Consider the following 22,055-nt stretch of genomic DNA (forward strand, 5'->3'; position numbering starts at 1 on the left):
GATCGACCACGATGCGCTCATGGTCCAGGTGGCCCGGCATGTCGTGGACCGACCGATGCTGAAACTGATCCGGACCTGGCTGCGGATGGGAGTCCTGGCGGGCGGGGTGACCTCCCCGACCGGGGCGGGAACCCCGCGGGGCTCACCGATCTCCCCGCTGCTGGCCAACATCGCCTTGCACGTCCTCGACGAGGTATGGCAGGACGAGGGCCGTCGGCTGGGGGTGCTGGGTGAGGTACTGCGACGACTTCGTGGTCCTGTCGCTGACCGCGGCGGCGCATGCCAGTCGGTGAGCGATGCCGATCTCCATCACATGGTCGCGCACGGGCTGAGTCAGGAGATCCCCCGCGATCTCCTCCACCAGATCCAAGATCGCGTAGAGTGCGGGACGCTCGGGCAGCCGCTCACCACTGGCGATCCTGCTCAGCGTCGCTTCGCTGAACCCCCGCCCCAGCCGCCGGAGCCGCTGGCCGATCTCCCGGTAGTCGTAACCGCGCACCTTCATCGGATCGAAGAACGTCTGGCGCAGGACTGCGGCGAACGCCCTCCGCTCCGGCGGCAGGTCCGCCGGCAGGTCCTTGCGATCGCCTGTACTACGTCAGCCTTTGGGCGGGTGTGATGACCGCTCCGCCGAGGACGATGTGCCCGGTTACAGCCGGGCCGAGATTCCCCCACTGGGCCACCCGGTAGCGGGCCACCCCGGCCACCCCGATGCCGTTCGCGTCCGCCACGGCCACACCGCCAGCGGGGCCGCTTCCTGACGCGCCTCGGAAAAAGGTTGTGGGCCGCTGTCGATCCGGCCATGCCCCGTTCGACGTGATGATGTGCGGCGCCTCGCCACACATGACGCGACAGGACCTGACGAGGAAACCCGTGGATCAACTGCTGAGAGTCATGAACTTCAACGTCTCGAGTGACGGAATCGGTGCCGGTGAGCACCAGAGTCTCGAGCGGCCGTTCGGCCTCGACCATCCCGAGAGGCTGTTCGCCTGGGCCGGAGCCACGGCGAGCTGGCCCATGCGCACGGATCCCGGGGGAAGCCGGGGCCTCGACGACTACTTCACGCGAGACTTCGCACGCAACATCGGTGCCGAGATCATGGGCCGCAACAAGTTCGGGCCTCAGCGCGGGCCCTGGAAGGATCATGAGTGGCGCGGCTGGTGGGGGGAGGAGCCCCCGTTCGGCACGCCGGTGTTCGTCGTGACCCACCACAAGCGTCCGTCGTTCACGCTCTCCGACACCACGTTCCACTTCGTCGGCGGCGACCCGGCCACGATCCTCCAACGGGCGCGGGAAGCGGCGCGGGGCAAGGACGTCCGACTCGGCGGCGGGGTCACCACCATCCGGCAGTTCCTTGACGCTGACCTCGTCGACACCATGCATGTGGCGGTCTCGCCGGTAAAGCTCGGGTCCGGACTACGGCTCTGGGAGTCACCCGATGAGCTGCTCGACCGGTTCCACCTGGAGGTCGTGCCCAGCCCGAGCGGCGTGACGCACCACCTGTTCTGGCGAAGGTGACGCGAGGGCCCACTCGAGTTCAGGCTGGGACTGCGAGGGGGTGTCCGCCCAGCCTGGGGGCCCGCGCGGCCAGCAGGTCGATCGTCTCCCCACCGGTCCACGGTGGTGCGCGAGAGGCCGTTGCCGCCGGCCAGGTCGGCTAGTGCTGTGACCGCATAGGTTCACCGGGTTGGCGGTCGTGGCGATTGGATGTGCAGCGACGTCCGATCCGATCGCTGGAGGCCCGGTGGCCGAGCCTGTCCGTGTACGCAGACTGACCGACCAGGAGGGGCAGAAGCTGCAGCAGATCATGCGCAGGGGCAGCACGAGTTCGGTGCGCTACCGGCGCGCGATGATGCTGCTCGCCTCGGCGGGCGGGAACCGGGTGCCGGTGATCGTCCAGCTGGTCCAGGCCGACGAGGACACCGTGCGCGATGTGATCCATCGCTTCAACGAGATCGGCCTGGCCTGCCTGGACTCTCAGTGGGCGGGAGGCCGTCCCCGCCTGCTCAGTCGTGAGGACGAGGACTTCGTCAGCCGGACGGCCACCACTCGCCCCACCAGGCTCGGCCAACCCTTCACCCGCTGATCGATCCGCAATCTCGCCGCCTACCTTCGGGCCCCTGGGGATCCGGCCCACCGCGGGCTCCTGCTGGGCGAAGCAGGGCAAGCCAAACCGGCTGCCGGCGACCTACCGCCGCACTCACGGCGTCACCTACTTCCACGGCTGCTACTCCGTGGGCGAACAAGGTCGAGTTGTGCTTCACCCCGACCTACGCTTCCTGGGCCAATCCGATCGAGGCCCACTTCGGCCCGCTGCGGCAGTTCACCCTGGCCAACTCCCACCACCGCAGCCACCCCGCGCACACCCAGGCACTGCACCGCTACCTGCGCTGGCGCAATACCAACGCCCGCCACCCCGACGTGCTCACCGCCCAACGCAAGGAACGCGCCCGCGTCCGCAGCGAGAAGGGCATCCGCTGGGGCGGGCGCCCCCTCAACACCGCAGCCTGACCAACCGCGAACCGCAGCCCCCGAGCGCCGAAGGGGGCAAGTTCAGGAGAAGGACAGCGACAGAAGGATGACTCAGGGGGCGGACGGTTCGATCTCCCCCGCAAAGACGATGACCTGGTCGATGAGGCTCCGCCGCAGATGGACGACGTCCGTTCCCGCCAGGCGGGGACCTCCATCCGGCGTGGTAAAGACCCACTGGTACCGGGCCCACTCGTCAGGCATGTCCACCGCCGAGCAGCGCACCATCGTGCCGGTCCCCGCCGGGTGGCGCCGGATGTCCAGCACGAACCGCTCGACCGCCGCGATTCCTTCGCTGCGACCCAACGGCCCCCAGAAGACCACGTCTGAGGTCAGAGCCTGGGAGAGCAGGGCGGTCACATAGCTGTCGTCCGAGGCGTTGAACGCGGAGATGAACGTGTCGATCGCGGAGCGTGCAATTTCTTCCTGCATGCCCCAGTAATACCAGGCGTTTCGGGTGCGCTCGTCCCGCGAGCCGCCTTCCGATCACGGTGAACCATCCCGGTCACAGCACTAGCCGCTGGTCATGCCGCAGCGCGGCCAGCACGATCACCGCGATCGTCCCGGCCGGACGCTTGCGCCATCGCGAGCGGATCTTCTTCAGCTGGGCGGACAGCAGCCCGGTCAGGAAGGTGAGGGTCTGCGTGGACGATCTGCGCCTGCTGCGGCGAACCGGCGTCCTGTCCGGCGGCCTCCGCCTCCTGTTCGTGCAGCCGGCGGAGTACCCGCTCCGCGACCGTGAGTTCCTCCTGCTCAGCGTCCACCTCGGCCAACTGCTTGGCCGGCGACTCGGCAAGCTCGTCCAGCTCAGCCCGGCGACCTGCGATCTTCTCCAGCGACGACACGCCTTCCCCTCCCCGGCGGTCAGACACCCTCAGGGAACCGTAGGAGCCCCGCCGAACACCTCACGGCCGAAGCCAAGAACCCCCCATCCGGGAGGCGGCCCGCTCGTCGCATCGGGTGGGCGCCGGTTGTCCATGGCCGGTGGCGGGCGAATCGCAGGCGCCGCCCGCCCGCGGTCGCGATGAGTTGGCAGCGGCCAAGAACAGCCGCAGCCTCCCACGGCAGCAGCGACCGGCAAGTCAAGGTCCGTGGCTTCCGGATCGAGACAGCGTGACGGCGGTGGTGCCGGCCGGGCCGGCACCAGTCGCGGTCACCTCATCACCCACCGCTCGCTCCCGGGCTGTTGGATCGAGGACCGTCCTTCGCAGACGGGCCGTGGTCCCGGACATAGACGGTGACTCGCGCCCCGTTGACACGGGTTGTCCCGTACTCGCGGAAGTGGCGCCGCAGGGTGCTTGTTTTCGCTTCCTCCTGCGAGTCGGTCGGCGAGTGCACACCCACCGCGCGGACCGCGACAATCCGGTCGAATTCCAGCATGCGTGCCGCTATGTCCTGGGCGGGAAGCTCGACACCTGCAAGTGTGTTCGAGGAAACGGGGTCCTGTGCCAGGGCGAGATCCATCAGGAAACGGGTGTCCTCGGGGCTGGCCGCAGTCAAGATCCGCTGCTGGCCGGAGAGATAGAGCAGCCCGTCGCCGGGACGGCCTTCCTTGCGTACGGCGGCGCCGATGGCGGTGACGTCGTTGCTCCGGCTCTGGGGCGTCCTCAGCGCCAGGCTCGGCTGGACGAGCGCGGCCAGTACGGCAACCGCCGCGGTCCACTCGATCCACGCGTTGCGGGAAGACTGCTGCCGCTGGTGGAAGTAGTCCATCCAGGCGCCCAGCAGCAAGGCGATTCCGATATTGCTGTAGAGCACATACCGGTCGACGAAGAGGGGCTTGACCAATGAGGTGATCAGCAGCAGCAGGCCCGGAAGCACAAGGATCGGCACAGCCAGCGCGGAAAGCCGCACGGGCCCCCTCCCTCCTAGGGGCGCTCGGGCACACGTCACGCCCACGACAGCCACCACCAGGAGATAACGGAGCCGCACCGGTCCGCCGATCCAGGACACCTGCCCCGTCTGCCCCGCGCTACGGATCGCCAGCGGCAACAGCCCGGCCACAACGCCCGCGGCAGTCACACTCCATGCCCGCAGCACCGGTCGGGGAACACGGGAGATGACCAGTGTGACGCCGTGCGCGACCAGGGCGAGGACCGCGAACTCATGGAGCAGACAGGCCAGCAGCATGGTGGAGCCATAGACCGCCCACCGCCACCGGGCGCGATGCGGGACGCAGACCACGAGCGCATAGGTGGCCCAGGTGACCAGGGCACAGACCATGGCATACGAGCGGCCTTCCTGCGCGTACTTCTGCACCTGGGGAAGGAGCGCGAACACCAGCCCGGCCAGCAGCCCGGCACGGGGTCCCGCCAGGCGTAGCCCCACAAGCCCGACTCCGCTCGCCGCCACGGACATCGCCAGCACGGACGGCAGCCGCAACGTCAGCAGCCCCCCGCCGAAGAGGCCGAAGATCTCATGCATCACGGCGTAGTAGAGGGCATGGACCAGATCAATATGCTGGGCGGTGAGCCATATCTGCGAAAGATCGCGGTGCGCGAGCTGATAGGTGACGGATTCGTCCCCCCACATGGTGTTCTGCCTGCGGATACCCCAGAGCCCCAGAACGATGGCCAGCGACAAGGGCGCGATGACGACAGCGGCTTTGGCCGGGCCCGGTGATTGTCGACGGGCGGGTACGGGAGGGGAAACCGTCCTGACCATGGTGGGGGCACGTTCATCAAGGGACATCGGCGACAGGGCCTTTCAGCGGTGGCGAAAAACTCCGCCAGCGTGCCGGGACCTCGTTGACCGGTTGCTGACCCAACCTGACCGGCCGATCAGGAAGGCGGGCCCGCGCTGTGCGAGGCTGCACCACATGCGCATCCTGGTGGTCGAAGACGAGGTGGACCTTGCCCACACCCTGCACACCGGTCTGACCGCCGAGGGCTACAGCGTCGACCTCGCCCATGACGGCCGACACGGACTGTGGATGGCCCGGACCGGCGAATACGCCTTTGTCGTACTGGACTTGATGCTGCCCGGACTCAACGGCTACAAGGTCTGCGCCCAGTTGCGCCGGGAGGGCAACGCGACCCCGATCCTGGTACTCACCGCCAAGGACGGGGAGTGGGATCAGGCAGAGGCCCTGGACACGGGGGCCGATGACTACCTGGCCAAACCCTTCTCCTACACGGTGCTCGTCGCACGGTTGCGGGCCCTGGTCAGACGAGCCGCCACGGTCGCCCCGCCCGTCCTTGCCGTGGGTGACCTCTCGTTGGATGTCGCCGGCCGGGTATGCCGCCGGGCCGGGGTCCGGGTGGAACTCACACCCCGGGAGTTCGCCGTGCTGGAGCTGCTGGCCCGCCGGGCGGGCCAGGCGGTCTCCAAAACGGATCTGCTCTATCACGCGTGGCCCGACGAAGCATGGGATCCCAACCTGGTGGAGGCGCGCGTCAGCGCCCTCCGCAAGAAGGTGGACGCCGCGTTTGACCGGAAGTCCCTGCAGACCGTACGGGGTACCGGCTACCGACTGGTGGACGACCGTGAACGCGACTGAGCCGCGACGCCGCTGGTGGCCGCGTTCGGTACGAGCCCGCACGGCCCTGGCCGCCACCCTGGCCGCGGCCGTCGTCCTGGTCGGCATCGGCTGGTGGGTGCACCATGAGGTCTACCGCGAGAGCATGACCATCGCCGAAGAACGTGCCGAGCGGAATCTCGCCGCTCTCGTCCATCAGCTGAGGGATGGTTCGGTTCCCGGTCCCAGAAGCGCCGCGCCGTACGAGGTCGTCGCGACCGGCCGACGCACCGCTGTCGCCTCCGGCGGAGCCATGCAGGACTTCGATCCCCGCGCCCGCCATGTGCTGCCCGCCCCACCCGCGCTCTCCGCCCCGACACCGGATGACGGTGACGGCGGGGGCTATACGATGCGGCCCCTCCGCATACCGGAGCGCCGCGACTACAACCCCGAGTACGGATACGACTTGGCAGGCAAGACCTACTTGGTCTTGTACAACGACATCTGGGCCGGTGAACTGGGCAAGGACAAGGCCGCCGCCCTGGGCGTCACCGCTGGCGCCACGCTGCGGGCCTATGTGGTGGTGCTCCCGGACACAGCCGAGGAGATCGCCGGCACCACCGACGACCTGCTGCTGCGGGCCGGTCTCGTCGGCCTTGTGCTGATCGCCGCCATCGCCTACTTCACCGTCCGCGTCGCGCTGCGGCCGGTCGAAGCCATCCGCGTCCTCACCGCTTCGGTCACCGCGAGCGACCCCCGCGAACGCGTCACCGTCCCCGCCACGGGACACGAGATCACCGCCCTGGCCACCACCATCAACACCACCCTCGAACGCCTCGACAACGCCGCCGCCCAGCAACGCCGCTTCGTCGCGGATGCCGCCCACGAACTGCGCAGTCCCCTCACCACACTGCTGGCCAGCCTGGAAGTCGCGCTCGCCTACCCGGAACGCACCGACTGGCCCGCCGCGGCCACCACCGCCGCACGACAGACCCGCCGCCTCCAGTCCCTCGCCGAAGACCTGCTGCTCCTCGCCCGTCTCGATACCCGCACCCCCACAGCCGGCCCCGAAACCGTCGACCTGACAGCCCTCGCCTCCCGGCTGACCGAGGAATACCCCCTCGCCGAAAGGCCATTGACTCTCACCTGCGACAGCACCGCCCCCGCACACGCACACGGAAACCCCGACGAATACGAACGGCTGCTGCGCAACCTCATCGACAACGCCGCCCGCCACGCCGCACACCGCATCCAGATCACCATCCGGAACCAGGACGACTGGGTCGTCCTCACGGTGCACGACGACGGACCGGGCGTGCCCGCCGAGGACGCCGAGCGGATCTTCGAACGCTTCGTCCGGCTCGACGACGCCCGCTCCCGCGACCACGGCGGCACCGGACTGGGCCTCGCCATCGCCCGCGACCTGGCCCACCGCCACCGGGGCACCCTCACCCTCACCCCCCGGACCCTCGGAGCATGCTTCCAGCTACGCCTTCCCCGAGCCTCCACCCCAGCCGAGGAATGACGCGCTTCACCGCGGCAGCCCTCGACGGCGAACGAGCCGTCTGCGAACACGCCTTCGCACGCCTGAAGACCTGGCGAGGCCAGCAGCATCATCGCGCGCCCGCGAAGCCGGGAGTTCAGTCCGCGAACGCGGCCACATACGACGCCACGCACGGCTTCGGTGTGGCCAGTGAGGTGACTACATGGCCGTCGACGGCCACGGGCGGATCGAACGGCACATGGAGCAACCGCTCGGAACGGGGCCCGGTGAGCTGCTCGGCCGGCATCAGCGTCCAGCCCTCGGGATCACGGCCCACCTCGAACAGCACGTTGGACAGGTCCCCAGCGGGCGGGCGGAGCGGGGCCACGGGCAGAGCGGCGAGGAGCGCATCGTGCAGTGGCGGGTCGCTCTCGCGGGCGGGGAGCCGCAGCCCGCGTGGATCAAGGAGATGCAGGCCGATCGCCGACGTGCCGGCAGCGGGGTGGTCGCGCGCGAGCACGGCGTGCACCGGCTCGGACCACGCACGCACCACCGTCATCGCCGATGAGGCGATCGCGCCTCGTACCAGCGCCAGGTCCAGCTCACCGTCGCGGACCGCGGCCAAGCGCGCGGTCACCGGGAGATCGATCAGCTTCGGCTCGGCAGGGCGTTCACTCACGCGCAGGCGGTCCAACGCGCGGTCGAGCCGCCAGGTGGCACAGGACGCCGTCCCGATCCGCAGCACCGCGGCTGGTTCTCCGGCGACTACCCGTACTCGGGCCGCCGCGGCGAGGGTCTCACGGGCGGTGGCGAGCACCCGTTCGCCGGCCGGGGTGAGCCGCACCCGCCGCGAGGTGCGCTCCAGCAGCCGCACCCCGAGTTCGCGTTCGAGTCGGGTGATCTGCTGGCTCACCGCTGACTGCACGATGCTCAGCCGTTGTGCCGCCCGCCCGAAGTGCAGTTCCTCGGCGACGGTCACGAAGTACCGCAGTGCCCTCAGCTCCATCTCTCTGATCTATCACATTGTGTGATCGCTGCTGGAGGATTCTGATCGTTGTTCACCGGGGCCATCGCCGCTGTGATGGATGTGAGACCTCCACAGCGGCCCGATCACCGGCTGCCGCGAGGTGGAAAGACATGAACGGAGATACACAAGTGAGCCAGGTAACCCTGGGAATCATCGGCACCGGCATGGTCGGCAGCGCGGTGGCCCGCCGCGCTGCCGACGCGGGCCTGCACGTCGTCCTGAGCAACTCCCGTGGTCCCGAGACGCTGGCCGATCTGGTCGCGGAACTCGGCGACCGGGCCCGCGCGGCCACCCCGGCCGAAGCGGCGAGCGCCGGTGATCTGGTCCTCGCCGCCGTGCCGCTGGCACAGCATGAGCGCCTGCCCCGAGCAGAGCTTTCCGGCAAGACCGTGATCGACCCGATGAACTACGCGATATATCCCGGCTTCTCGATTCCGGAACTCGACAGCAACGAGCTGACCTCCAGTGAACTGGTGCAGCGCCACCTCGCGGACAGTCGAGTGGTGAAGGCTCTGCACAACTACGGCGCCAAGGCGTTGCTGGAGATGTTCCGCCCCGCCGGAGCCGACGACCGCACCGCACTGCCGCTGCATGGCGACGATGCGACCGCCAAGAAGGAGGTGGCCGATCTGCTGGACGTTCTCGGCTTCGACGCAGTGGACCTCGGCACGCTGGCCGAGAGCTGGCGCAGCGAACCCAACACCCCGCTGTACGTTCTTCCCTATATCGAGCAGCCGCCGCCAGGTCTCACTCCCCAGCAATTCGTGGCCTATGCCCAGCAGGCCGACGCCGTCCCCGTCCCCGCCGCCCGCGTCGAGGAACTCGCCGCGGCCGCAGTACGCGGCCCCGCAGGTTTCCGGATGTAGCGACAGACGATCGAGGTGCTCACCATCGTGGACGCGCCCGAGTCCCGGCCGGTTGGTGGCCCGCCGCAGCCGACCATCGCCCCGTGTGCGCCGCGGCGAGTCCGCGGCGCACACGATGGCCGTGCCCCGGTCCGGTGGCCCGGACCGACTACCGCCTCGGTCCCGCGACGGCGTAGGCCGTGGTGCCGACGATCGTGAGGACCAGGGCTGTCCACGTGCCCGCCGCCGTGCCGGGTGGCAGCAGCATCCAGGACGCCACCTGCGTCGGCACGCTCGTCGGGGGCGGGGCGATGAACGAGAACGAGAGCCAGGCGAACGGCAGCGTCCACGCGTACTGCCCCCCGCACACCGCCGCCCCGGAGGCGGCGAGCCCGATCAGGCCCGCGCTGTCCCGCACGACGAACGCGGCGGTGGCCAGGTCCTTCCCCGTCGCCTGCACCGCCAGCAGCACCAAGGCGACGACCGCGCCGGCGAGCAGCACGTGCACCGCCCTGCGGGGCGCCCAGCGGATCGCGGCCGTCCGGTCCAGCGCGAGGTCCTGCCCGCTGAGCCCGGTCGAGACCGCCATCGCTCCCGCGGCGAGGACGAGCGCGGTCGGCCGCGGATCGCCCGGCCCCCCGCTGCCGTCCCGGGCGAGTGCCCACACCGTCACCGTGGTGATCACCACCGCGGCGAGTGCCGCGGGTACCTGACGCGAGCGTGCGTACAGCGTCAGCCATCTCATCGGTACGCACCTCCGGTCAGCGCGTCGAGTGCGTCTCCCCTGCAGGAGAGCGCGGCGGCGCGCATCGCGTTGATCCGCGAGAGCTGCTTGGCCCGTGGCAGCACGTCGAGGTCCTTCCACACCGCGCGGGCCTGGGGGTCGACCTCGCGGCGCAGGTTTGGCGACTCCTGGCCGGGCAGCGACCTGAGGTCGCCGAGGACCCAGCCCGCCGCGACGGTTCGCGCGATGTCCTCTCCTCCCGTGCCGCTCCAGCCGACGGGGGAGCACCCTGGCACCATGCCTTTGGCGATCAGGGCCCAGGTCAGTTCCTCGCCCTTCGCGGTGGCGATGATGTCGTCGTCGAAGTCGATGAGGACGGTCTTGCGGGACCACCGCGGCGTGGAACCCTCCGGCTGTACGGCGGTGTTCTCCCGGACCGAGACCGGCGCCCGGCCCCCCAGGGCACCGTGCAGCAGGCGCAGCGCCTTTTTGCCGTGACTCGCGAGGTCGGTGAGTCGTGCCTGGTGGGTCCTGGTCACGCATACCGGGCCATCGCACACCAACTCCGCGGCGGCCTTGTCGAGGACATACATCCGGCGCGGGTCGGAGGGGAGGACGAGCAGGGCGATGGCCGCGCCCGCCAGGACGGGCGTCAGGGCGAGCAGCCGGGTGCGCGGGGTCGCGGCGACCAGCAGCGCGAAGCCCGTCGCGGCCAGGCCGAGCAGCCAGATCGTCTGCCCGACGTGCACGGAGGCGGAGAGCGTGACGAGCGCGTCACGCACCTCGTCCACCGCCGGTGACAGCAGCGAGACCTGGTTCGGCTCGGTGCTCGGGACCCCTGTCGCCGTGTCCGTCTCCGTCCGGCCGAGCGACATGTGCATGAGGGCCGTGAACGCGAAGGCGCCCATGGCCAGCAGCGGCGGGGTGAGCGCGGATGGCAGGGCGCGCCCGACCCCCATGCCCAGCACGGCTCCCGCGACGAGTGAGAGTGCCCCCACCAGCGAGATCGGCAGCCATCCGAGGTGCGTGTACTCGGCGTTGGCGAGCACCTGGACCGCGCCCACGAGGACGAGCAGCGCGAAGGCCGAGGCCAGGGTGATCGCCATCGTGCCCGCGAGCGTGGCGGCGCGGTGCCAGGCGGGACGCGATGTGGTCGTCAGCAGCTCGGACATCTTCGAGCGGTGGTCACGCAGGCCCTGCAACGCGCCGAGCCCCACGGCCAGCGGCCACAGGTAGAACAGCAGGGAGCGGGTCCACAGGGCCAGGGAGGTCCACTGGGCGGTCCACGCCGTAGTGCCCCTCCGCCATTCGGCGTCCACCAGGTACAGGAACGCCAGCGCGCTCGTCAGGACCACGGCGCCGGCCCAGGGGGCGACGGAGCGCTTCAGCTCGGTTCGCAGGACACGCGTATTCACCAGGCGCCCCTTCCCTGGCCGGGGCCCAGCAGCAGTGCCGAGTAGCCGCGCTCCAGCGGGCTGTCGCCCACGTGCTCGGGGCCGCCCGCCGCGGCCAGGTCGTCCGGGGTTCCCTGGAAGACCAGTCGGCCCTCGGCGAAGAGCACCACGTCGGTGCAGGCGGCGGCCACGTCCTCCACGAGGTGGGTCGAGACGACCACACAGGTGTCCTTGCCCAGTTCCTGCAGCAGCTCGCGAAAGCGCAGCCGTTGCGCCGGGTCCAGGCCGGCCGTGGGCTCGTCCAGCAGCAGGATCGACGGGTCATTGACGATGGCCTGGGCGATGCCCACCCGCCGCACCATGCCGCCGGACAGGGTCTTCATCCGCTTGTCGGCACGGTCGGCCAGGCCCACCCGCTCCACGGCGTGCTGCACCGCCGCGGGGATGTCCGCCTTGGGCACCTCCTTCAGCCACGCCATGTACTCGACGAACTCGCGGACCGTGAAGCGCTTGTAGTAGCCGAACTCCTGCGGCAGGTAGCCGATCCGTCGGCGCAGCGCACGGTGCTCGCCCATGCCGCCCGCGGACTCGCCGAGCAGTTCCAGGGTGCCCTCGGCGGGGCGCAGTACGGTGGCCAGAGCCCGGATGAGGGTGCTCTTGCCCGCCCCGTTGGGGCCGAGGAGGCCGTGTACGCCGGTGCCCAGCGACAGGTCGAGCCCGTCGACGGCCATCTGGTTTCTGCCGACCCTGACCTTCAGCCCGGTGGCCCGGATCTCCCAGGCGTAGGGCGTCGGCGCGATGTCGGCCGCGCTCACCGCGGGCATCATGTGGTGTTCCTTTCCGATGGTCAACGATGGGCTCCCAGCACGGAGTACGCGCCCCTGCGGGCGATCACGACACCGATGCCGAGCGCGAGGATCAGCCCCCACACGGGCAGACCGTCCGTCGCCAGGGCGAAGGTCGTACGGCCGGCGGCCAGGGTCGGTGCCACGACCCCAGCGGCCCACCCGGCCACCAGCCAGGCGGCGGCGCGGGTCACACCGACGACACCGCCGAGCGCCAGGGTCGTCGAGGTGAAGGCCAGACAGGGCAGCAGCCATTGCGCGGCCGTCACCCCCGTCACCCATCCGCCCAGCAGCAACGCGGGGACGACCACGGCGAGCACGGACGCGGTACGCCGCAGCACCAGGTACAGTCCCGCCCTCGGCGCGGAGGCCGTCAGCTCGTACGCCGGGTCCAGACCGCGCGACCACGACGCCGCGACGCCGAGCACGGGCAGGACCGGGGCGAGCAGCAGCACCAGCGACACCTCGCCGGAGCCGGTGTCGGCCAGGTCGAGCAGCAACGCCAGCAGCGTCACCCCCACGACCATGGCCAGCCACGGCACCATCACGGGCGTCATCCACCTCGACAGCCGCGCCGACCAGCGCCGTCGACGCGGTGCCGGGGCGGTGCCGGCGAGCCGGGGTTCGAGGTCGGACCACACCGTGCCGACCAGCGCCGCAACGGCGGGCGCCTGCGCCGTAACGGAGGCCGACAGCCGGTCACGGCACACCCGGCACGCCTCCAGATGGGCTTCCAGGGCCCAAACCTCGTCGGCGGCGAGGTCCGTGTCGCCGCGGGCGTAACCGTCGATGATCCGAATCGACGCGTGTTCCACACTCATGCCAGTGCCTTCCGCATCTCGATCCGGGCCCGGCGGGCACGGGTCTTGACCGTGCCCTCGGGCAATCCCAGCAAGACGGAGGTCTCCCGGACGGACAGCCCGTCGAGCACCATGGCCTGCAGTACCTGTCTGAGCTCCGGCGCGAGGCGCCGCAGCGCGTCCCCGACCTCACCGCCGACGGTGGTCGCGAGCGCCTCCTCCTCGGCGGCGGGCGCCATGGCCTGCGGGGCAGCCGTGGGCGGCGGCTCCGCGTGGTGGGCCCTGCGCCGGAACGCGTCGACGAGCCGACGCGCCGCGATCGTCCACAGCCAGCCGACGGCGGTTCCCCCAGCCGCGGCCCCGATGAACGCACCCGCCGCGCGCCACACCGCCAGATACGTCTCCTGCATGACCTCGGCGACGATCTGCTCGTCCGCACAGCGGCGGCGCAGCCGCACCGCCATCCACGGCGACGTACGCCGGTACAGCTCCTCGAACGCGGCACGGTCGCCTCTGGCCACCAGCCGGACGAGCTGCTCCTCGTCCAGTTCGCCCGATGTCTTCCTGCCTGATCTCACACCCGCAAGACGTCGAGCACGGACGCCAGGTTTTCGGTCCGGAGTGATCCCCGTCACATACGGGGCCCCGCGAGAACATGAGCAGAGGAACGCCGTCCACCGAGCCCAGATCCGTGTGGCTGTCCGCGACGCGACGATGGTTGGACGAAAGTGAGGGCTCCGTGGACACGAGGAGGCGTCAAACGGCTGCGGCGGCCATCCGGTGCAGAAGGCCCGCCACGAGCGCGACCCGGTCGGGGATGTCGTCGACGATCACGTGTTCGTGGCGGGCGTGGGGGCCCGCGCCGCTGCAGCCGAGCCCGTCGAGGACCGGGACGCCGAGCGCGGCGATGAAGTTCGCGTCGCTGCCGCCGCCGACGCTGATCGGCTCGAGGGGCCCGCGCAGCTCGGTGGCGACCTCGTCCGCCAGGCCGAACAGGGCCTCGCTCGCCGGGGTCAGGCGCATCGCCGGGCGGTTCCACTCCCCGCCGACGTGCACATCGATGCGCGGATCGCTGGGCCGGAGCGCGGCCAGGACCGCGTCGACACGGTCGGCTTCGTCCTGCCGGCTGATGCGGACGTCGACGAGGCAGTGCGCGCGGCCCGCGACGACGTTACGGGCGGTGCCGCCTTGGAAGGTGCCGATGTTGATCGTGGTCCCGGCATCGGGGTCCGCCGCCGCGGCGAGCCGGGTGACCAGCTCGGCGAGCGCGTGGACCGCGCTGGCGCCGGCCGCGGGGTCGTTGCCGGCGTGGGACTCGATGCCGGTAGTGGTGATGGTGAAGGTGCCGACGCCCTTGCGTTCGGTCTTGGCGTCCCAGCCGACTCCGGGTTCGAGTACCAGCGCCGCCGCGCAGTCGCGTGCCGCGTCTTCGATGAGGGGCCGCGACATCGGGCTGCCGAGTTCCTCGTCACCGGTGAACACGAACGTCACCGTCGGGTGGGGCAGCCCCAGGGCGCGCAGGGCCCGCAGCGCCCAGACTCCCGTGACGAGCCCGGCCTTCATGTCGTAGACACCCGGCCCCCTGGCTGTCCCGTTGTCCACGGTGAAGGGCCACCCGGCCAGTGTGCCTGCCGGCCACACCGTGTCGTAATGGCAGATCAGAAGCACCGGCTTCCCCGGGGTGCCGGGATACGTCGCCGTCAGCACATCACCGTGCTCCACCTGCTCGTGGCGGATCCATTCGGCCGGCGGGCCGAGCCGGTCCTCCACCCAGGACCTGATCGAGGCGGCGGTGGTGTCCAGCAACGCCTTGTCGGTGCTGGGCGACTCGAGGCCGACGAGCGCCGACAGATCGGCGATCAGGTCGTCGAGGTGGGTTCGGGTCCAGGTGGACAACGGCTTCGCGGACAAGGGGTGCTCCAATGTGTGTGGGGGTGAGGGGAGTTACCGGATGGAGACGCCGGGGCCGAGCGGTATGCCCAACGCGTACCAGGCGAGGAACATCGCCAGCCATACGACGAGGTTGACCACGGCCAGCGGCAGGACCAGGGACATCAACGTGCCGATCCCCGCGGACGGCCGGTAGCGGCGGATGAACCCCAGCGCGATGACGAAGTACGGGCTCATCGGGCTGAGACTGTTGGTGGGCGCGTCGGCGATGCGGAACAGCGCCTGGGTGGTCTCCGGCCGGATGCTCAGCAGCATCAGCATCGGCACCAGGACCGGCGCGACCAGCGACCACATCGCCGAACCGCTGGTGAGGAACAGGTTGAGCAGACTGATCAGCAGCACCGCGCAGACGAAGATCACCACGGGTTGCGCGCCGAGCGATTCGAGCACCCGGGCGCCGCTGATCGCGATGACCTGTCCGAGGTTGGTCCACTTGAAGTAGCCGAGGAACTGCGAGACCGCGAAGAACAGCACCAGGACCGGGACCAGTTCGCGCAGCCCTCGTGCCATCAGGTCCGGGACGTCCTGCGCGGCGGTGATGGTGCGCACGGTCAGTCCGTACACGATGCCGATGACCATGAAGAACACCATCAGCACCACGGCGACGTTGTCGAGCAGCGGCGATTCCACGATGGAACCGCCGTCGCCGCGCAGGGGCGAGCCGACGGGCAGCATCGCGAGGGCCACCGCGGCCACGTAGAGCGCTCCGGCGGCGATCGCCCGGCGTACACCCTTGCGCTCGTCGGGGGACAGGGACATGTCGGGCAGCTCGTCGACGTCGGTCAGCTCCGGCTCGGTGGCGTTCATCGCGGCGACCCGGCGCGCGACGACGGCTTCGGTGACGAGCGTGATCACGACCGCGAGCAACAGGCAGGACGCTGCGGAGAAGTACCAGTTCGACACTGGGGTGACCGAGTAGGACGGGTCGATGGTGTGTGCCGCCGAGGTGGTCAGGCCGGCGAAGATCGCGTCGGATCCTTCGATCACCGGGCTGACGCTGCTCGCACCGCCCACGGCTACGTACGACACCACCGCACCGATGATCGGGCTGCGGCCCACCGCGCGGAACGCGATCATGCCGAGCGGGATCATCACCACGAACGCGGCGTCTCCGGCCACGTGGGAGAACATGCTGGTCAGCGCCACGGCGAAGGTCACCATTTTGGCCGGGACCCGGGTGAGCGCGGCGCGCATCAGCGCGGGGAGCAGCCCCGTGCCGTCCGCGATCGCGACGCCGAGCATGACCACGACGATCAGCCCCAGCGGCGGGAAGTTCACGAAGTTCGTGATCAGGTCGCCGAGGACCATCTTCACGCCGGCGTCGGACACGATGCTCTTGACCTCGATGACCTTGCCGTCCGCAGGTGAGACCACCGAGGCGTCGAGCGTGGCCAGCAGCCAGCTCACCGCCACGATCAGCCCGCTCAGGATCACGAACAGCCAGAACGGGTGCGGCAGTTTGTTCCCCGCTCGGTCCACGAAGTCCAGCACACGCAGGATCACCGTCGTCGGCGAACGCCGTCGTTTCGTCGTCACCTCGGTCATGAGAGCCCTCCCGCTGCTGATCAGTGGCGATATGGCTCGTCATCAGACAGTGTGATGCTTCTTTGTGTCAAGCATGAAATGCCTGACGACAAAATCGCTCTGTGTAGGCTGTCCGCATGCGAGAGATGGAGCATGGGATCGACGACGCGGACCTCGATCTGGTGGCTGCGTTGCAGATCGCGCCCCGAGCGCCGCTGAACATGGTCGCCGAGATCCTGGGAACCTCGGCCAGCACCGCGGGGCGGCGCATCCAGCGGCTGCAGCAGCTCCGGCTCCTGCGCTTCATCGGCACCGTGCACTGGTCGCTCCTCACCACCGGCAATCCCTACGTGGTGTGGATCAAGTGCCGGCCGGGCGCCACGGTCGACGTCGCGACGGCCATTCAGAAGGTGCCGCAGGCGCAGTCGCTCATGACCACCACTGGCGACTCGGACATCTACTGCACGCTCTATCCCTTGCCCGGCACGGACCCGCGCCGCCTGCTGACCCGGACGCTGCCCGAGATCCCCGGCATCGCGTCCATCCAGTCGCACCTGGTACTGCGCTCCGCCCGCGAAGCGTTCACCTGGCGGCTCGACCGGCTCACCCCCCGGCAGACGGAGGAGCTGCTCCAGCAGGCCGACGCCCTCCCCGGTGCGGCCCCCACCAGCGTCGGGCCCCTCAACGAGATCGAGTTCCGGACCCTCAAGCTGCTGGTCGAGGACAGCCGGATCTCCGCGGCGCAGGTCGCCCGCGAACTCGACGTCAGCCGATCCACCGCCTACCGGACGATCCAGTCGCTCCTGGAATCGGGTGCCGTCCGCCCTCGGGTGGAGATCGAACCGGCCGTCCTCGGGTTCCCGATCACCGCGCTGTTCACCCTCGACGTCCAGCCGCGGCACATCCCCGCCGTGCTGACCGCGCTCGGTGAGCACTCCTGCGCGCGGTTCACCGTCATGACCGCCGGACCGGCCTCGATCCTCCACCACGGCGTATTCACCGACGAGGACCACCTGTCCAGGTTCGTCACCGACGACCTCGGCGCACTCCCCGGCCTCAACGGCCTCAACACCTTGATCGCCCTGTCCGTCGTGCGCCGCCAGTGGATCGACCGCGACGACGACCTCGTACTGGGACACCGGGCCCACGACATCCTGTCGCCGAAGACCCGATAACGAGGTCGGCTCAGGGCGAGCGCTACCTCGCCCACCGCCTCACCCATCCGCAGCCGCCACACGGCCCGGCACGCCTGACCGGCGGAGCCGACATCGACACCGAGCACGCCGGCTACACCGGCGGCGGCTTCGCCGACGGCTTCTGCACCCCGCGGACACCGGCCACGTCAACCTCGACATGATCGAGGTGCGCAGACCCGGCAGCCGGATCGACCTGTTCTCCGGCGGCAGCGTCTCCACCACCTGGCAGCACCCAGACGGCCGCGGCGTCGAATGGCCGCACTCCGCCGAGGACGCCATCGAGGTGTGCTGCGGCGCCATCCGCACCAAACTGGCCTTCGGTGACTTCAGGCTGCACGCCGAATTCCGGGTGCCGAAGCTGCCGGACGATGTCACCGGGCAAGACCGCGGGAACAGCGGCATCTACCTCCATGGCAGGCGTACGACATCGTTTTCCGCGCGGCCCGTTTCGACACCGCGGACCGGAAGACCGATGACGCCAAGAACCTCTGGACCGAACCGCTGGACTGACCACATCCTTGCCCCGGAGGGTGCGTGCGGGTCGCGAGGCGAGGAGGCGCGACCGTGACACGTGGGGGGGCAAGGGGTCGCAGGGTTTTCGGTCGAGACGGTTGACACTCTCGCGGGGCTCACTGACGATGCGCAGGGTGGGAGCGCTCCCACCCCTGTTCCCGTCGTCCTGTCCCCGTCGTCGGCACGGCTGTTGAGAAGGAGACCCACGCGCATGACTCCGAGACCCAGGCGCATGACTCCGAGAGCCGCGCCGGCGGCCGTCGTGCTGCTGGTGGCCGCCGCCGGTCTGGCCGGTCCCGACCAGGCGAGCGCCTTACCGGGCGGGGGAGCGCGGCCCGCCGCCTCCTCCGCCGCCCCGGAAGGCCCCGCCCTCAGCGTCGACACCACCACCGGCCGCAAGGCGATCGACCCTCACATCTACGGGATCAACTTCGCCGACGAGGCACTGGCCAAGGAACTGCGCCTGCCGGTCCGCCGGTGGGGCGGCAACGCCACCACCCGCTACAACTACAAGCTCGACGCGTACAACGCGGGCGCCGACTGGTACTTCGAGAACCTGTACTACGAGAACGGCACCGCGGACCTGCCGAACGGTTCGGAGGCCGACAAGTTCGTCGAGCAGAACCGCCGCACCGGCACCGACACCGTGCTGACCGTGCCGATGAGCGGCTGGACGACCGCGGCGCGCAACGCCGCCTGCGGCTTCAGCATCGCCAAGTACGGCCCCCAGAAGGCGAATGACGCCCAGTGGCGCCCGGACTGCGGCAACGGTGTGAAGACCGACGGTACGAACGTCACCGGCAACGACCCGGCCGAAACCAGCGTCCCCGCCGGTCCGGAGTTCACCAAGGGCTGGGTGCAGTACCTGAACCGCACCTACGGCGCCGCGGACGGCGGCGGCGTCCGCTTCTACAACCTCGACAACGAGCCCGACCTGTGGTGGAGCACCCACCGGGACGTCCACCCGGAGGGCACGGGCTACGACGAGATGCGCGACAGCACCTACGCCACCGCCGCCGCCATCAAGGACGCCGACCCCGGGGCGAAGACCCTCGGCCCGGTCGGCTGGGGCTTCAACTCCCTGGTCTACTCCGGCCTGGACCAGAAGACCTGCAACGAGAAGGGCGGCGACTGCTGGTCCAACCCGCCCGACCGGGCCGCCCACGGCGGACAGCTGTTCGCCCCCTGGTACCTCCAGCAGATGAAGGCGTACGAGCAGACGCACGACCGCCGCATCCTGGACTACTTCGACGAGCACATCTACCCCCAGCAGACCGGGGTGTTCGGCGGCAACGTGGACGCGGCCACCCAGGCCCTGCGGCTGCGCTCCACGCGGCAGCTGTGGGACCCCACGTACGTGGACGAGAGCTGGATCGACCAGCCCGTCCAGTTCATCCCGCGCATGCGCTCCCTGGTCGACGAGAACTATCCGGGCACCAAGCTCGCCATCACCGAGTACAACTGGGGCGCGCTGGACCACATCAACGGGGCCCTCGCCCAGGCCGATGTGCTCGGCATCTTCGGACGGGAGGGGCTGGACCTCGCCACCCTGTGGGATCCGCCGACGTCCACCGAGCCCGGCGCCTTCGCCTTCCGCATGTTCCGCAACTACGACGGGAACGGCGGCTCCTTCGGCGACACCGCGGTCCACGCCGCCAGCGCCGACCAGGACAAGCTCGCGGTCTACGCGGCCCAGCGCAGCGGCGACAAGGCGCTGACCGTGATCGTGGTCAACAAGACCACCGGTGATCTGACCGCCCCGGTGTCCGTCACCGGCAGTACCGCGCCGGGCGGTTCGGCGCAGGTCTACCGGTACGGCCAGGACGATGTCACCGCGATCGAGCACCTGGCCGATCAGCCGCTGACCGACGGCGGTTTCACCGCCACTTTCCCGGCCTACTCCATCACCGAGTACGTCCTGCCCGCCGGATCCTCCGAGGCGAAGCCGCCCACCGCGCCCGGCGCCCCGGCCGCCACCGCCGTCGGTTCCGACCGGGCCACCCTCACCTGGGGCTCGTCCACCGCCGGATCGTCCCCGGTGGCGAGCTACCAGGTGTACTCCGGCGACACCACGGGAGCCCCGGTCGCCACGGTCGACGCCCCCGCCACCAGCGCCACCGTCACGGGACTGTCCCCGGCCACCGCCTACACCTTCCGCGTCGTGGCCAAGGACACCGCGGGCCGCAGCTCCCCGCCATCGGCGCCGGTCAGGGTGACCACCGCCGATGCCCCGGCGGCCACCTGCACGGTCGGCTACGCGGTGGGCAACGACTGGGGCACCGGCTTCACGTCCACCCTCACGATCACCAACAAGGGCCCCGCGCTGAACGGCTGGCGTCTCGCCTTCTCCTTCACCGGTAACCAGAAGGTGGCAGCCGGCTGGAACGGCACCTGGCGCCAGAACGCCACCGCGGTCACCGTCGACGACGCGGGCTGGAACGCCACCCTGGCCACCGGCGGCTCCACCACCGTCGGCTTCAACGGCGCCTACACCGGCGGCAACCCCGCGCCGCGGGACTTCACCCTGAACGGCAAGCCCTGCACCGCCCCCGGCACCGTGGCCGCCGCCCATATCGCGGCCCCGGTCGGCCACGCGCCCGGCGCGGCCGCGGTGCCGCATCGGAGGAGGACGCGGTGACCGTGTGCCGACCCGGCCCCGGGCGCCTGTGCACACTCGGGATCGCCCTGCTCGCCACCGTGATCGCCCTGGTGGCGGCCCTGCTCACCGGGCCGGCCGAAGCGTCCGCCGCGAACGCGCTCAGCATGCGCGGCGCCGATGTGTCGACCGCGCAGCGGGCCCTCGACCTCGGCGCCACGTACTACGACGCGAACGGCAACGCCGCGGACCCGCTCGACATCCTCAAGGGCGCCGGGGTGAACTACGTCCGCCTGCGCGTCTGGAACAACCCCGCCAGCGGCTACAACAACAAGGCCAAGGTGCTGGCCTACGCGAAGACGGTCAAGGCCAAGGGCCTCAAGCTGCTGGTCGACTTCCACTACTCGGACACCTGGGCCGACCCGGGCAATCAGCGCAAGCCCGCGGCCTGGGCGAGCCATGGCATCGGCCCGTTGCAGACCGACGTCTACAACTACACGTACGACGTCTGCAACAGCCTCAAGGCCCAGGGCACCGCCCCGGACAGCGTGCAGATCGGCAACGAGATCAACGTGGGCATGCTGTGGAACGACGGCAAGGTGGTCAACAACGACTTCACCAACCTCAGCCTCCTGCTCAAGGCGGGCGCAGACGCCACCAAGGCGTGCAACGGCGGCACCAAGGTGATCATCCACACCGCGAACGCGGACAGCGACGCCCATGCGCGCTGGTTCTACGACGGGATCAAGGCGAAGGGCGTCAGCTGGGACATCACCGGGCTGTCGTACTACTGCATGTGGCACGGCACGCTGTCCACCCTGTACGACGTCGTCGCCGACATGAGGTCCCGGTACGGCAAGGACGTGGTCATCGCCGAGACCGCGTACCCCTTCACCACGGCGAACGCCGACAGCACCGGCAACTCGGTCACCTCCGGCTGCTCGGGCTATCCGCTCACCTGGACGGGCCAGGCCGCCAACTTCACCGACGTACAGAACACCGCCCGCAACGCCGGTGCGATCGGCGTCTTCTACTGGGAGCCCACCTGGTACGCGGTCCCGGGCAACGGCTGGGATCCGGCCGACATCGACAACAGCGGGGACGGCTGGGACAACATGGCCGTCTTCAACTGGACCGGGCGACTGAACCCCACGATCAGATGGACCGCATAG

Annotated in this window: 20 protein-coding genes and 2 pseudogenes; 10 read left to right on the top strand and 12 right to left on the bottom strand. The window is 70.0% G+C overall.

Annotated elements, in window-relative coordinates:
- Positions 1-19: 19 nt before the first annotated feature.
- Entirely contained in the window at positions 20-619 is a 600-nt protein-coding gene (locus ACZ6TD_RS37955) for a hypothetical protein (RefSeq protein ID WP_471345360.1), read from the top strand.
- Here the strand turns inward: ACZ6TD_RS37955 and ACZ6TD_RS37960 are convergent.
- Entirely contained in the window at positions 594-731 is a 138-nt protein-coding gene (locus ACZ6TD_RS37960) for a hypothetical protein (RefSeq protein WP_471358861.1), read from the bottom strand. The two genes, ACZ6TD_RS37955 and ACZ6TD_RS37960, sit on opposite strands and share 26 nt — an antisense overlap.
- 142 nt (positions 732-873) lie before the next feature.
- Here ACZ6TD_RS37960 and ACZ6TD_RS37965 point away from each other — a divergent pair, with 142 nt between their 5' ends.
- A complete protein-coding gene (locus ACZ6TD_RS37965; protein WP_471358412.1) occupies positions 874-1,518 on the top strand; it encodes a dihydrofolate reductase family protein in 645 nt (214 codons plus the stop codon).
- A gap of 226 nt (positions 1,519-1,744) precedes the next feature.
- Positions 1,745-2,511 (top strand): annotated as a pseudogene (locus ACZ6TD_RS37970) (helix-turn-helix domain-containing protein).
- A gap of 72 nt (positions 2,512-2,583) precedes the next feature.
- Here the strand turns inward: ACZ6TD_RS37970 and ACZ6TD_RS37975 are convergent.
- The 3 genes from ACZ6TD_RS37975 to ACZ6TD_RS37985 form a co-directional block, all read right to left on the bottom strand.
- Entirely contained in the window at positions 2,584-2,961 is a 378-nt protein-coding gene (locus tag ACZ6TD_RS37975; protein ID WP_471345361.1) for a nuclear transport factor 2 family protein, read from the bottom strand.
- Between the two features lie 92 nt (positions 2,962-3,053).
- Positions 3,054-3,374, bottom strand: a complete 321-nt coding sequence (locus ACZ6TD_RS37980; protein ID WP_471345363.1) for a hypothetical protein — start codon at positions 3,372-3,374, stop codon at positions 3,054-3,056.
- 316 nt (positions 3,375-3,690) lie between these two features.
- Positions 3,691-5,220, bottom strand: a complete 1,530-nt coding sequence (locus ACZ6TD_RS37985; protein ID WP_471345365.1) for a glycosyltransferase family 39 protein — start codon at positions 5,218-5,220, stop codon at positions 3,691-3,693.
- Positions 5,221-5,347: 127 nt separating this feature from the next.
- Between ACZ6TD_RS37985 and ACZ6TD_RS37990 the strand changes: the two genes are divergently transcribed.
- Complete coding sequence (locus tag ACZ6TD_RS37990; protein WP_471345367.1) at positions 5,348-6,028, top strand: response regulator transcription factor; 681 nt, start codon at positions 5,348-5,350, stop codon at positions 6,026-6,028.
- Positions 6,015-7,511, top strand: a complete 1,497-nt coding sequence (locus tag ACZ6TD_RS37995; RefSeq protein WP_471345369.1) for a sensor histidine kinase — start codon at positions 6,015-6,017, stop codon at positions 7,509-7,511. The genes ACZ6TD_RS37990 and ACZ6TD_RS37995 overlap by 14 nt, the downstream gene beginning before the upstream one ends.
- Before the next feature lie 115 nt (positions 7,512-7,626).
- Here the strand turns inward: ACZ6TD_RS37995 and ACZ6TD_RS38000 are convergent, their stop codons facing one another.
- Entirely contained in the window at positions 7,627-8,475 is an 849-nt protein-coding gene (locus tag ACZ6TD_RS38000) for a LysR family transcriptional regulator (RefSeq protein ID WP_471345371.1), read from the bottom strand.
- Positions 8,476-8,624: 149 nt separating this feature from the next.
- Between ACZ6TD_RS38000 and ACZ6TD_RS38005 the strand changes: the two genes are divergently transcribed.
- Complete coding sequence (locus tag ACZ6TD_RS38005; protein WP_471345373.1) at positions 8,625-9,362, top strand: NADPH-dependent F420 reductase; 738 nt, start codon at positions 8,625-8,627, stop codon at positions 9,360-9,362.
- Between the two features lie 148 nt (positions 9,363-9,510).
- On the opposite strand, the gene ACZ6TD_RS38010 is transcribed toward ACZ6TD_RS38005, so the two are convergent.
- The 7 genes from ACZ6TD_RS38010 to ACZ6TD_RS38040 all read right to left on the bottom strand — a co-directional run bounded on the left by ACZ6TD_RS38010 (position 9,511) and on the right by ACZ6TD_RS38040 (position 16,599).
- Positions 9,511-10,086 (bottom strand): hypothetical protein, encoded by a 576-nt coding sequence (locus tag ACZ6TD_RS38010; RefSeq protein ID WP_471345375.1) that lies wholly within the window; start codon positions 10,084-10,086, stop codon positions 9,511-9,513.
- The gene (locus ACZ6TD_RS38015) at positions 10,083-11,480 is read right to left on the bottom strand and encodes a hypothetical protein (RefSeq protein WP_471345377.1); all 1,398 of its coding nucleotides are present in this window, start codon (positions 11,478-11,480) and stop codon (positions 10,083-10,085) included. Before ACZ6TD_RS38015 ends, ACZ6TD_RS38010 begins: the two co-directional genes overlap by 4 nt.
- Entirely contained in the window at positions 11,477-12,286 is an 810-nt protein-coding gene (locus ACZ6TD_RS38020; RefSeq protein WP_470009002.1) for an ABC transporter ATP-binding protein, read from the bottom strand. Before ACZ6TD_RS38020 ends, ACZ6TD_RS38015 begins: the two co-directional genes overlap by 4 nt.
- 20 nt (positions 12,287-12,306) lie before the next feature.
- On the bottom strand, positions 12,307-13,125 hold the full coding sequence (locus ACZ6TD_RS38025) for a zf-HC2 domain-containing protein (RefSeq protein WP_471345378.1): 819 nt from the start codon (positions 13,123-13,125) through the stop codon (positions 12,307-12,309).
- A complete protein-coding gene (locus ACZ6TD_RS38030) occupies positions 13,122-13,625 on the bottom strand; it encodes an RNA polymerase sigma factor (RefSeq protein WP_471358415.1) in 504 nt (167 codons plus the stop codon). The genes ACZ6TD_RS38025 and ACZ6TD_RS38030 overlap by 4 nt, the downstream gene beginning before the upstream one ends.
- A gap of 235 nt (positions 13,626-13,860) precedes the next feature.
- A complete protein-coding gene (locus tag ACZ6TD_RS38035) occupies positions 13,861-15,015 on the bottom strand; it encodes a M20 family metallopeptidase (protein WP_471345380.1) in 1,155 nt (384 codons plus the stop codon).
- Between the two features lie 33 nt (positions 15,016-15,048).
- Complete coding sequence (locus ACZ6TD_RS38040; RefSeq protein ID WP_471345381.1) at positions 15,049-16,599, bottom strand: AbgT family transporter; 1,551 nt, start codon at positions 16,597-16,599, stop codon at positions 15,049-15,051.
- A 116-nt stretch (positions 16,600-16,715) separates the two neighbouring features.
- Here ACZ6TD_RS38040 and ACZ6TD_RS38045 point away from each other — a divergent pair, with 116 nt between their 5' ends.
- The 4 genes and pseudogenes from ACZ6TD_RS38045 (at position 16,716) to ACZ6TD_RS38060 (ending at position 22,055) form a co-directional block, all read left to right on the top strand.
- The gene (locus tag ACZ6TD_RS38045) at positions 16,716-17,753 is read left to right on the top strand and encodes an Lrp/AsnC ligand binding domain-containing protein (RefSeq protein ID WP_471345383.1); all 1,038 of its coding nucleotides are present in this window, start codon (positions 16,716-16,718) and stop codon (positions 17,751-17,753) included.
- Positions 17,754-17,907: 154 nt separating this feature from the next.
- Positions 17,908-18,257: pseudogene (locus ACZ6TD_RS38050) on the top strand (3-keto-alpha-glucoside-1,2-lyase-like domain-containing protein); the annotation flags it as partial.
- A 262-nt stretch (positions 18,258-18,519) separates the two neighbouring features.
- Positions 18,520-20,925, top strand: a complete 2,406-nt coding sequence (locus ACZ6TD_RS38055) for a glycoside hydrolase family 44 protein (protein WP_471345385.1) — start codon at positions 18,520-18,522, stop codon at positions 20,923-20,925.
- Positions 20,922-22,055: a glycoside hydrolase family 53 protein gene (locus ACZ6TD_RS38060; RefSeq protein WP_471345387.1), complete on the top strand. Its 1,134-nt coding sequence runs from the start codon at positions 20,922-20,924 to the stop codon at positions 22,053-22,055. Before ACZ6TD_RS38055 ends, ACZ6TD_RS38060 begins: the two co-directional genes overlap by 4 nt.

The sequence above is a fragment of the Streptomyces yongxingensis genome, from assembly GCF_055597465.1.